At 39.9% G+C, this 11,779-nt stretch carries 10 protein-coding genes and 1 pseudogene; 7 read left to right on the forward strand and 4 right to left on the reverse strand.

Translation table 11 applies throughout. The features are described 5' to 3' along the window. Positions 1-54 precede the first annotated feature (54 nt). Complete coding sequence (gene dapA, locus FJR08_RS00690; RefSeq protein ID WP_168631829.1) at positions 55-957, forward strand: 4-hydroxy-tetrahydrodipicolinate synthase; 903 nt, start codon at positions 55-57, stop codon at positions 955-957. Positions 958-1,177: 220 nt separating this feature from the next. Next, positions 1,178-2,944 (forward strand): ribonuclease J, encoded by a 1,767-nt coding sequence (locus FJR08_RS00695; protein WP_015078060.1) that lies wholly within the window; start codon positions 1,178-1,180, stop codon positions 2,942-2,944. An 80-nt stretch (positions 2,945-3,024) separates the two neighbouring features. Here FJR08_RS00695 and FJR08_RS00700 read toward each other — a convergent pair. Continuing rightward, positions 3,025-3,258, reverse strand: a pseudogene (locus tag FJR08_RS00700) (SLC13 family permease); the annotation flags it as partial. 391 nt (positions 3,259-3,649) lie between these two features. On the opposite strand from FJR08_RS00700, the gene FJR08_RS00705 reads away from it, so the two are divergent. Next, a complete protein-coding gene (locus FJR08_RS00705) occupies positions 3,650-4,027 on the forward strand; it encodes a Mo-dependent nitrogenase C-terminal domain-containing protein (RefSeq protein ID WP_015078059.1) in 378 nt (125 codons plus the stop codon). Positions 4,028-4,329: 302 nt separating this feature from the next. Here the strand turns inward: FJR08_RS00705 and FJR08_RS00710 are convergent, their stop codons facing one another. After that, positions 4,330-6,177, reverse strand: coding sequence for a caspase family protein (locus FJR08_RS00710; protein WP_168631830.1), 1,848 nt, complete (start codon positions 6,175-6,177; stop codon positions 4,330-4,332). A gap of 362 nt (positions 6,178-6,539) precedes the next feature. On the opposite strand from FJR08_RS00710, the gene FJR08_RS00715 reads away from it, so the two are divergent. Next, entirely contained in the window at positions 6,540-6,788 is a 249-nt protein-coding gene (locus tag FJR08_RS00715; protein WP_254435654.1) for a hypothetical protein, read from the forward strand. 131 nt (positions 6,789-6,919) lie between these two features. Next, a complete protein-coding gene (gene rpmF, locus FJR08_RS00720) occupies positions 6,920-7,096 on the forward strand; it encodes a 50S ribosomal protein L32 (RefSeq protein ID WP_041457480.1) in 177 nt (58 codons plus the stop codon). A gap of 272 nt (positions 7,097-7,368) precedes the next feature. On the opposite strand, the gene FJR08_RS00725 is transcribed toward rpmF, so the two are convergent. Further along, positions 7,369-8,754 (reverse strand): aldehyde dehydrogenase, encoded by a 1,386-nt coding sequence (locus FJR08_RS00725; protein WP_168631831.1) that lies wholly within the window; start codon positions 8,752-8,754, stop codon positions 7,369-7,371. 66 nt (positions 8,755-8,820) lie between these two features. Here FJR08_RS00725 and FJR08_RS24115 point away from each other — a divergent pair, with 66 nt between their 5' ends. Continuing rightward, entirely contained in the window at positions 8,821-9,534 is a 714-nt protein-coding gene (locus tag FJR08_RS24115) for a rubrerythrin family protein (RefSeq protein WP_015078056.1), read from the forward strand. Positions 9,535-9,765: 231 nt separating this feature from the next. After that, a complete protein-coding gene (locus FJR08_RS00735) occupies positions 9,766-10,509 on the forward strand; it encodes a DUF561 domain-containing protein (RefSeq protein WP_168631832.1) in 744 nt (247 codons plus the stop codon). Between the two features lie 108 nt (positions 10,510-10,617). On the opposite strand, the gene FJR08_RS00740 is transcribed toward FJR08_RS00735, so the two are convergent. Then, positions 10,618-11,766 (reverse strand): DegT/DnrJ/EryC1/StrS aminotransferase family protein, encoded by a 1,149-nt coding sequence (locus FJR08_RS00740; RefSeq protein ID WP_168631833.1) that lies wholly within the window; start codon positions 11,764-11,766, stop codon positions 10,618-10,620. Between the last annotated feature and the right edge of the window lie 13 nt (positions 11,767-11,779).

Consider the following 11,779-nt stretch of genomic DNA (forward strand, 5'->3'; position numbering starts at 1 on the left):
TCTTCCAAATGCTTCGCCCCTACTGACAACTAACAAATTAGGAGAGAAAAGAGTGTGGGAGATTTTGGAACAGTTGTAACCGCTATGATTACGCCGTTTAAAGCAGACGGTAGTATTAGTTATGATGTAGTTGCCAAACTAGCAGATTATCTAGTTAACAACGGTACAGATACATTGGTGGTGTGTGGAACAACAGGGGAATCCCCAACCCTGACTTGGGACGAAGAATACCAATTATTTGCTGAGGTATTGCAAACTGTAGCAGGTAAAGCTAAAGTAATGGCTGGATGTGGTTCTAATGACACCAAAGAAGCGATCGCTGCCACCCAAAAAGCCGCTAAGATAGGAGTACATGGTTCTTTACAAGTAGTTCCCTACTACAACAAACCGCCACAAGCTGGATTATATCGACATTTCCAGGCAATAGCACAATGCTGTCCCGACCTGCCAATGATGTTATATAACGTTCCTGGACGCACAGGTCAAAACCTCAGTTCAGAAACAGTGGTCAAGTTAGCAGAAATTAATAACATTGTTGCCATTAAAGAAGCCAGTGGTAACTTAGATCAAGTGAGTGAAATCCGTCGCTTGACACCAAAAGAATTTGAGATTTACGCTGGAGATGATTCTTTAACCCTGCCCATGTTAGCGATCGGCTCTCAAGGTATAGTCAGTGTAGCTTCTCATTTAGTGGGTAATCAAATCCAAGAAATGATTCAAGCATGGAAAGTGGGAAAAACTCAAATTGCTACCGACATTCATCTGCAACTGTTTCCATTGTTTAAAGCTTTATTTTTAACTACCAATCCCATTCCTGTCAAAGAAGCACTAAAACTGCAAGGTTGGGAAGTAGGTTCAACTCGTCTACCCCTGTGTGACGCTGATACAGATGTATCTAAAAAATTAGAGTCAGTCATGCAAAAACTGAATTTAATCCCAACCACAATAGGTGAGTGATTTATAAATAATGTGTACAAATTGTTACTTTATTGCAATTTAAACACCTGTGCTACAACTGACTCATATAAAAATCATTCAGTTTTAAGTCCGTTTTCGGTAAACAAAATTGAATAGGACTCCATCAAAAACTAAATTTAAACAGAAATTTGGTCTTTTCTTTCATCCCAGAAACCGAACTATCAACTGATTCACAACTAACAAAAATATCCAGGACAAAATGGTTAAAAACGAAGCTAATTCCGCTCTCAAAATTATTCCTTTGGGCGGTTTACACGAAATAGGTAAAAATACTTGCGTTTTCGAGTATGAAGACGAAATTGTCCTTTTAGACGCAGGATTGGCATTTCCCACAGAAGCCATGCACGGAGTAAATATTGTATTACCTGACACAACTTATCTCCGAGAAAATCGCCACAAAATTAAAGGGATGATCGTCACTCATGGTCATGAAGACCATATCGGGGGAATTGCTTTTCACTTGAAGCAATTTGATATTCCAGTGATTCATGGACCAAGACTAGCAATGGCAATGCTAGAGGGTAAATTAGAAGAAGCTGGGGTAAAAGATCGCACAGAATTAAGAACAGTTATGCCCCGTGACATGGTGCGAATTGGCAAACATTTCTTAGTTGAATATATCCGTAACACCCACTCCATTGCTGATAGCTTCACTGTTGCTATTCATACACCAATAGGCGTAGTTATCCACACCGGAGATTTTAAAATTGATCATACTCCCGTAGATGGTGAAAAGTTCGACTTACAACGTCTGGCAGAACATGGTGAAAAAGGCGTACTTTGCTTATTGAGTGATTCCACTAACGCAGAATTGCCAGGATTTACACCTTCTGAGCGGGCTGTTTTTCCTAACCTTGACCGAGAATTTTCCCACGCAACTGGACGCTTATTTATCACGACTTTTTCTTCTAGCGTCCATCGCATTAACATGATTTTGCAACTAGCAAGAAAACATAATCGTGTAGTGACGATTGTTGGGCGTTCCATGCTGAATTTAATCGCCCATGCCCGCAATTTAGGTTATATCAAATGTGAAGATAGCCTGTTCCAACCGTTGCATACTGTGCGGGGAATGCCAGATGAAAGAGTGCTGATTTTAACTACTGGCTCTCAGGGTGAAAGAATGGCAGCAATGACAAGAATTGCTAATAAAGAACACCCCCATATCAAAATTCGCCAAGGAGATACGGTTTTATTCTCTGCTAACCCCATTCCTGGTAATACAATTGCGGTGGTTAATACCATTGATAAATTGATGATTCAGGGGGCAAAAGTGGTCTATGGACGGGATAAGGGGATTCACGTTTCTGGCCACGGTTGTCAGGAAGAACAAAAGCTGATGATTGCTTTAACTCGTCCCAAGTTCTTTGTGCCATTTCACGGTGAACATCGGATGTTAGTCAAGCATTCGGAAACTGCTCAAAGTATGGGCATTCCGGCAGAAAATATGATCATTATCGAAAATGGGGATGTCATTGAGTTGACAGAACATTCTATCCGCGTTGCTGGGAAAGTGCCAGCAGGGATTGAATTGGTGGATACTTCGAGTTCTGGTATGGTTAGTTCTAAAGTGTTGCAAGAACGCCAACGCATGGCTTCTGAAGGGACTGTGACTATTGCTGCTGCTATTGATTGGAGTGGTAAGCTGATGGCTAAACCAGAACTTCTCATGCAGGGTGTGGTGACAAGTATCGAGCGATCGCTGTTGCAAAAATGGGTACAACAACGCATTGAAGAAATTCTCAGCGTCCGTTGGTCAGAGTTTTCACCTGTTGAAGGACAACCCGCTGATACAGATTGGGGTGGTTTGCAGGAAACATTAGAGCGTGAATTAGCTCGTTCTATGCGGAGAGAGTTGCAATGTCAACCTTCTCTGACGTTGTTGATGCAAGTCCCTGAAGAACCTGCTGCTAAGGTTTCTGATGGTAGAAGACGACGCACTCGTTCTACTGCGGTTGCTTCTTAAAGGATTATTTCGCGCAGAGACGCTAAGGAGCAAAGGCGCAAAGGTGTTTTTTGGCATCTTTGCGTTTTTGTTTGAGAGTTATTTTGAGGATTACCGCTGAGTGTAGTAACAGAACCAATGTTAGTCGCACCGGTTATAGCTAATAAGTAGGGAATGGGATTTAAGCCTAAAGATAGAGTTAGACTTAAAGCGAGGGGTGTAAAAATTAGGGCTATGGTGTCATTGAGAAAGTAGGCAGAGAGGATGCCACAGCCAAAAGTAAGGACTATCAATAAGCTCAGAGGACTACAAGTAAAGCTCAATAGCAACACCAATACTTAGATAGGTTAAGGAAAAGGTACTATAAATGACGAATTTAGTAAAAATCACGGACTAGATTTAGCTATGTAAGAATATTTTTCTTAATCTTAATTATTGATAATTATTGCTATAATAAGTTTTGTTGCAGTTAAAAGAAATCACAACTAAAGGCAGATGTCTTTATTAGAATTTTAACTGTGCCAAGTTACTAATAAGATTGAACAAGTACAGTATTGCTTTTTGGGAAATTATGGTCGGATTGACGTATTAACATATAGATTCAATCAGAGGAAGCAGTTAATTACACCTCTTACAGAATTTCCTTCCTGTTCTGTGCTTCAGGTTCTTGTCATACTCTATATTCATTAGTCAAGTGAATACCCTCATAAGAAAAGAGGAATTACTGTGAAAGTATCTAAAAATACCAGCAAAAATATTTTTTTAGCAAGTTGGATTTCTATAAATCCAGTAGAGGCTAGTGCAGCTAATGTTAATCCATTGCACCATGTTGCAGCTAATTCTATTTGGGACTTTTTGCGTCCTGTGCGTAATTGGCTAGATAACATCCAAGTAAGCGATCGCCTATTGGCTCATCGTTTGTGTAAATACATTCCGGCTCAGTGTCCATTTGAGCGTGATGTCAAAGTATTTGGGAAAACACTGTTTCACATTCCGCCCATGTGTAAACTTAATCCTTTATACGAAGAAGTAGTAGGTTTGCGATTTAAAGCGATGTGCTATCTAGCTGATACCTGTGGCGAAGATATTTCCCAATATTGCTAATAGGTAATGGGTAATGGGTAATGGGTAATGGGTAATGGGTAATGGGTAATGGGTAATGGGTAATGGGTAGTAGTTTTACAACTGAAAACTGAAAACTGAAAACTGAAAACTGACAACTGAAAACTGACCACTGAAAACTGAAAACTGAAAACTGAAAACTGACAACTGAAAACTGACAACTGACAACTGACAACTGACAACTGACAACTGACAACTGACAACTGACAACTGACAACTGAAAACTGACAACTGAAAACTGACAACTGACAACTGACAACTGACAACTGACAACTGACAACTGACTAATTCTTTTGCTGTTGCCATTTTTGGATAGCATCCTGAGCATCTTCATAAGCAATCGTCACTTTTGGGACCAATATAGCAGTGGCGACAGCGGCATTAAAATCTCCTTGAGTGGCGCGGATTTTGGCTAAATCTAAAATTTTTTCACTCCACTGATTAATTGACGTTTGGGCAATTTCAAACCCAGGTTGTCCTTTTTGGATTTTTTTGGCTACTTCGATAGCGCGATTATATGTAGATGCTTGTTCGGGAATGATCAAAGCTGTAGCTGCATCTAAGAGAGTTTTATTACTTACATATTGCTTGGCTTCTAGTTGCCATTTTTGAATGACAGTTTGGGCTTGGGTATGAAGCGGCTCTTTTTTGGTAATTAACTGGGCAGTTGCTATCGCATTTTCATATTTTCCTTGTTTGGCTTGTGCTTGTGCCAACTCTAAAATCATTTGACACCAAACCTGAATATTCTCCTGAGCTTTGGCGTATAGTGGTGCGTCCGCTGGAGTTCTTTGGGCTTTAGCGATCGCAATACTTAAATTACTCGGTTGAGTAGGGACAAGAGACATTTTTTCTAGGTCGGAAATAGCTTGATTACGTTTATGAGAGTCTGTATTTGAATTGATTTGGGCTGTACTAGGATTTTGAGGAGTGGGAAATATTTGGGGAAGTGGAAGTTTGCTAGTCCGATGATTAGATACTGTTTTTGAGGAATTTTTAAACCGGAAACTCTCATGATTACGGAGTAAAAATGTAGTAATTAAACCTACTACTACCATAGTACCGCCACCCCAAATAATAAACTGTTGCCAAATTGGTAGCTCGGACTGGGATGAAGGATAGGTGTTAGCTGTGGGGAGAGCGGGAATAAATCTGCCCCCCGGTTTGGATGCTGGGGAAGTTGCTAAGGTGTAATTGCTGCTAATAAGTGACTCTGAGGTTGGTGGAAGTGCTAAATTTCCCCCGGTCTTTATTTGGCTTAAAGTAGTCTCTACTGAGGCATTCTCTGTCCACCAAGCCTTATCTGTGGCGCTAGAGGGACTATTTTCTAGAGGAGGTGCAGTCCGGGTGATAGCAAAACTTTCTGCTGGGAAAATTAGTGCTTCTGAGTTTTCATCTAATGTCAACGTGGGTAAAATAGCTGGCTGGGTCGTGGGAATCACAGTCATGGGATTTTGGACTGGTCGCCAGTGGTGTTGACAAAGTTTGGGGGTAAGATAAGTCAGATAAGCGGCTAAATCGGCAAAGTTGTAGCCTTTTGCAGAACCCAAGGCTTCTAATAATGCTGCTGTGAAGAAACCATGACCTAATTCTGTGCTTTCATGGGAAAATTCTTCAGGTTGACAGGAAATAATTGCCCCCATTTGCAGTTCTTGGGCTAGTTCGATGATTTCTTGTCCTACGGGTGCATCGGCTTGAGTTCCAAAAGCGCGGTTAATATCAAAGATGAGTAAGATATTGAGTCCGGTAACTTGTAGACTCTGTAAGAGCGATCGCACTTCTATCCCGGTTTCGGGAACTTGATCAGGATTCCCTGCGACTGGCATTAAATAATCTTGTTCTTTGTGGTTAACCCCGTAGCCGCTAAAAAATAACCATAGACAGTCCTCTGGCTGCCAGAATGTGGCTGCTAATTCTTCTAGCAACGAGAGGATGTTTTCCTTTGTCGGATAGGAGGATTGCTCTCCTATGGGGGGTGAAGTATTTGTCATTAACAGGCATTTTTCGGGAAGAAAACCTGCTTGTGTCACCAAAAAATCCTTAATTGCCTCAGCATCGGCTTGAGCGCAACTGAGAGGTTGAAAGGATTGATATTGATTAATGCCGATGGCGATCGCCCAGTAATTTACCATCCCGCTCTTTGTCGGTTGTTTGTTGTTTGCCTGAAATTGCTGTTAGCACTGGGCTTTCACCACAAAGCTAACTTACATCTTAGAGGATGTTTTAAAAGTTTTTAATGTGTAAACAGACCCCTCTCCAAACCTCTCCCCTGGTAGGGGAGAGGCTTTAAAACCCCCATTCCCTTGTAGGGAAGGGGGGGAGGGGGGTTAGGTTTTTGGAGATTATGGGTTTCATATAATACTTTTCAAACAACCTCTTATAGTTTAGTTAATCTTCACCTCTTGATGAAATTCGTTGTAGTTTATACAACATAAATAATCGTAAAATACTTGCACTCGATTTCCATGATCGATCACTCAGGAGCTACAAGTTTATGTTCAGGATTTATACGAAACAACCATTTTCAGTGATCCTCGTTTCAATTATTAGCCAAGTTGGCAAAAAAATCCGAATTATTCATAGTGGAGTTTGGCTGTTCTTAGCAGTTCCTTTGTGGTTAATGACGAAAGCGATCGCACCAATCTTATCATTAAAAGTCATTCGTCCTCAATGGAAAAAACTTCCTGATCCCCAACAAGCGGGCAATTTACTTCAAAACAGCCCGCTTGTTACTGTTATTTGATCAATAGATGACAAGCATTCCAGTCCTTAATCTTTAGCGATGATTTGGATAACAGTTCTTTTAATAGTCCCATAATGTCAATTGATCGCTTACAATAGGAAGGTTGTCAAGAATCACGATATACCGCTGTCATGGCTGTTCCTAAGAAGAAAACATCAAAATCTAAACGAGATAAACGTCGCGCTACCTGGAGACACAAGGCTGTTGTTGAAGCGCAAAAAGCTCTTTCCCTTGGTAAATCCATTTTGAGTGGCCGTTCTAAATTCGTCTATCCAACGACTGAGGAAGAAGAAACAGAAGAATCTTAAAGAAGAATTCAGTAGTCTCCAATTCAGGAGTTAGAATAAATTTATACTCGTGACGGCTGAGATTTGAATTTTTACAAGATTACTAAAAACCTAAATGTGTAAGGGTTTAGCACTGCGCTTTACCCCTACCTGGAGAATCAAACAATTAAGCCATTTTTTGTATCAATACCTACGAATCAAGGCTTTTTTCAATTTGGCTAAGGTATTGAAGTATAGATTGGGATTCCTAGAAAATCCTCAAGTTAAATTCTGACTCTGTGATTCCTGGAATTTTAAATGCCAATAATTTTTTTCAATAGCGATAATTTACCTTGATAGGGTGCGTATCGCCAATTTATATCTAAACGAAATGAGTTTTGCAAGACACTTTTGTCATGAGAAAAAGTGTCGAAACCAGCTTTACCGTGATAGCTACCCATCCCACTATCACCCACACCCCCAAATGGTAAAGAAGAAACAGCAACCTGCATTACTGTGTCATTAATACATACTCCCCCAGATGACGTTTCCTGTAAAATGCGGTTTTGCAGGTTTTTGTTTTGGGAAAATAAATATAAAGCCAGGGGTTTTGGTCTAGAGTTAATTAAGGTAATAGCTTCATTGATATCTGTATATTCAATGATGGGTAAAATTGGCCCGAAAATCTCCTTTTGCATAACTGCATCTTCTAAAGAAACATTTTCTAACAAAGTAGGAGCAATATAAAGTTCTTCACGGTTAGTTTCACCACCAATAATCACTTCACCACATTTGAGTAAATTAGCTAATCTGTCAAAATGTTTTTGATGAATAATTCTGGCATAATCAGGACTTTTAGCTGGATTTTCACCATAAAATTCTTTGAGACATTTTTGCAAAGCATTAACTAAATTTGGTTTAATTTTAGCATCTACCAACAAATAATCCGGGGCAATACAAGTTTGTCCAGCATTAATAAATTTACCCCAGATAATGCGTTTGGCGGTATGTTCTAGATTGATATCTGTATCAATGATACAAGGACTTTTTCCCCCCAATTCCAAAGTCACTGGAGTGAGATGTTTTGCAGCAGCTTCCATGACAATTTTACCAATGGCTGTCCCACCCGTAAATAAGATGTGATCAAATTTTTCTGCTAGTAACTGTTGACTAGTTTCGACTGCTCCAGGGACAACTGTAATATATTCTGGATCAAAGTATTTATGAATAAGTTCTGTGATTAAATTGGAAGTATGAGGCGCAAGTTCTGAAGGTTTAATGATGGTACAATTTCCCGAAGCAATCGCCCCAACCAAAGGTGAGATAATTAACTGAAAGGGATAATTCCAAGGACTAATAATTAAAATTACTCCTAACGGTTCTGGATATATTTTAGCCGAGTATGGAAATAAGTCTAAAGGAACGGCTGCTTTTTTGGGTTTTGTCCAAGTATTGATATGTTTGAGAGCATAATCAATTTCTTTATTCACACCGATTTCTGTAGCGTAACTCTCAAATTCTGGTTTACGTAAATCGGCTTTTAATGCTTGAATAATTGCTGTTTTATTCTCAATTACTAATTGTTTGAGGATTTTGAGTTGTGCAATCCGAAAAGTAACATTTTTCGTTTTACCAGTTTGGAAAAACTGCCGTTGTTTGGCAATAATCTCGACGCATTTTGGTAATTCGTTAGTAATCATTTTAACCAAATTTTAAAGTATATGTTTTAATATAATGCAATAACCTCTCATAGAGATTCACCAATTATGGATTTGTCCAATTTTACTACACTACAAAATTTAGAATCAGCCTTTGGTGGGGAATCAATGGCAAATCGTAAATACCTATTTTTTGCAGCAGTAGCACGTAAACTGGGTTTTTCCGATTTAGCGAAACTTTTTAAAGAAACAGCAGATCAAGAAACTGAACACGCTTTTGCACATTTTGAATTATTACATCCAGAACTTGTAGTTAAAGACGCAGCGGTTTTAACTGATGCACAAAAACGGGAAATTATCTCTCGTTGTTTGTCTTTAGCGATCGCAGGTGAAACCTATGAATATACAACAATGTATCCTGAATTCGCTGCTGCTGCCCAAACTGATCGAGATCATCCCGCAGCGGCAGAATTTCTCCAACAAGCTCAAGAATCTAGTGATCATGCTAACACATTTCGCACCGCAGCCCATCGTTTTGGATTGCTTAAATTCATTGAAAATCATCACGCAGATCGCTACACTGAAGCCTTAGAAGTATTAAACGGTGGAGAAGCTGTCACCAGAGTTGTCAGTGAAGATCCGCAAACGCAAAAATGGATTTGTAGACAATGCAGTATGATTTACGATCCGGTTACTGGTGATCCTGATTCGGGAATTGCACCAGGTACAGCGTTTGCAGATATTCCTGATGATTGGAATTGTCCTATTTGCGGTGCGACGAAAAAGACTTTTAAGCCCCTTGAGGAAAAAGTTGCTGGTTAAGATAAGTAAATATTGCAGTTTTATTTGATTCCAAGTACAGGCAAAATATAAGTTATTGGTGTCAGGTCATTAAAAACACATCTACCAGTAGTATCCATAATTACAGACACTTCACTACTATTTAATTGAGGAAATTACTGGAGTGAAGTGGACTGAATTTTTTTCAAAATTAAATATTGCTATATTTAGTGTAAAAATATTCCTACTGAAATAAGCTGCAAAAGAAAAATTATGACTATGTATCCTAACCTCAACCGGGCATTTGCTCATCCTGTACTAAAGGTAATTAGCGGTTTGAATAATTTCAATGCTGCTAGTGTGGCTGCAACTGTAAAAGCGGCTGATTTGGGTGGTGCGACTTTTGTGGATATTGCTGCTGATGTGGATTTGGTAAGATTGGCGAAAAGCTTGACTAAGTTACCTATTTGTGTATCTGCGGTTGAACCAGAAAAGTTTGTCACTGCTGTGGCTGCTGGTGCGGATTTGATTGAAATTGGTAATTTCGATTCTTTCTACGCCCAAGGACGCAGATTTGAAGCTGCTGAGGTTTTGGAACTAACTCGCCAAACCCGTGCCTTGCTGCCAGAAATTACCCTATCTGTGACTGTTCCCCATATTCTCACCTTAGACCAACAGGTACAACTGGCTGAAGATTTGGTGAAAGCTGGTGCTGATATTATTCAAACTGAAGGTGGTACTAGCAGCAATCCCATTCACTCTGGTACTTTGGGTTTAATTGAAAAGGCTGCTCCCACTTTAGCCGCAGCTTATGAAATTGCCCGTGCGGTTTCTGTACCTGTACTGTGTGCTTCTGGTATTTCTAATGTTACTGCACCTTTAGCGATCGCTGCTGGTGCATCTGGTGTTGGTGTTGGTTCGGCTATCAACCAACTCAACAGCGAAATCGCTATGATTGCTGCCGTGCGGAGTTTAGTAGAAGCTTTAGCGACTGCAAATACTCGCACATTTGCGTAAGAGGGAACAGGGAACAGGGAACAGGGAACAGGGAACAGGGAACAGGTAAGAGGTAAGATCAACATTCTCCCTGCCCCTTGACCCCTGCACCCCTGATCTCTGAACAATTCAAGATAAACAATTTTTCAAAGTATCAATGACTTTATCTTGTTGTTCTTGCTCCAATTCGGGGAACATGGGTAAAGATAAAACTTCTTGACTTGCTTGTTCTGATACTGGCAATTGTCCTGGTTGATAACCTAAATTTTTATATACTGGTTGCAAATGCAAAGGTAAGGGATAGTAAATCATGGAATTAACACCCTGTTCCTGCATTTGGTTTTTTACGGAATCTCGATATTTACCACTTGCACCATTACGTCTTTCTCCAGAGATGCGAATAGTGTATTGATTCCAAACACCAACTCCCCCAGGAAATTCTTGGGGGACAATAATATCAGAAAGTTGACTGAGGTGTTGGTAATAATAATCAGCGATTTGCTTGCGTCTGTTATTCCAAAGATCGAGATAGCGGAGTTTGATTTGCAGAATTACGGCTTGAATAGCATCTAAACGACTATTGACACCGATTTCTTCATGAATATATCTTACTTTACTCCCATGTTCTCGCAAAACTCGTAATTGTGTAGCGATCGCTGGATCATTTGTGGTAATTGCCCCACCATCACCGCAACCACCGAGATTTTTGGTAGGGTAGAAACTAAAGCAACCAATATGTCCAATACTCCCAACTTTTTGATTTTCCCAACTTGCACCGGTAGCTTGAGCGCAATCTTCAATTACTGCTAAATTATGAGCTTTGGCAATCTCCATTAATCCTGTCATATCCACAGGGAGTCCAAATAAATGCACTGGCATAATTGCCTTGGTTTTTGCTGTAATCGCTGCTGCTACTTTTTCTACATCTAAATTAAAGGTAGTTGCATCAATATCTACAAATACTGGTATTGCCCCTACCGCACTGATAACTTCTGTTGTCGCAAAAAAAGTAAAGGGTGTAGTAATAACTTCATCACCTGCCCCAATTCCTAAAGCGCGTAATGCTAAAAATAGGGCATCAGTACCAGAGTTACAAGCTACGCATTCGCTTACGCCATGATAAGCTGCAAACTGTTGTTCAAAATCTGTAATTGCTGGACCACCAATATAACGCCCAGAAGCCAGAACCGCCAAGACAGCAGCACTTACCTCAGTTTCAATGGTGGCATATTGTTGTTTAATATCAAAGGCGGGAATCGAATTTACACTTTTAATCATGAGGTTTTATTTT

Origin of the sequence: Dolichospermum sp. UHCC 0260 (assembly GCF_009711985.1) — a bacterium.
GTDB lineage: Bacteria > Cyanobacteriota > Cyanobacteriia > Cyanobacteriales > Nostocaceae > Dolichospermum > Dolichospermum lemmermannii.

Excerpts from the sequence above, each read along its gene's own strand:
- FJR08_RS00725 (WP_168631831.1), bottom strand. The coding sequence starts at position 8,754 with ATGATTACTAACGAATTACCAAAATGCGTCGAGATTATTGCCAAACAA.
- FJR08_RS00695 (WP_015078060.1), top strand. The coding sequence starts at position 1,178 with ATGGTTAAAAACGAAGCTAATTCCGCTCTCAAAATTATTCCTTTGGGC.
- rpmF (WP_041457480.1), top strand. The coding sequence starts at position 6,920 with ATGGCTGTTCCTAAGAAGAAAACATCAAAATCTAAACGAGATAAACGT.
- FJR08_RS24115 (WP_015078056.1), top strand. The coding sequence starts at position 8,821 with ATGGATTTGTCCAATTTTACTACACTACAAAATTTAGAATCAGCCTTT.
- FJR08_RS00735 (WP_168631832.1), top strand. The coding sequence starts at position 9,766 with ATGACTATGTATCCTAACCTCAACCGGGCATTTGCTCATCCTGTACTA.
- FJR08_RS00740 (WP_168631833.1), bottom strand. The coding sequence starts at position 11,766 with ATGATTAAAAGTGTAAATTCGATTCCCGCCTTTGATATTAAACAACAA.
- FJR08_RS00715 (WP_254435654.1), top strand. The coding sequence starts at position 6,540 with ATGTTCAGGATTTATACGAAACAACCATTTTCAGTGATCCTCGTTTCA.
- FJR08_RS00710 (WP_168631830.1), bottom strand. The coding sequence starts at position 6,177 with ATGGTAAATTACTGGGCGATCGCCATCGGCATTAATCAATATCAATCC.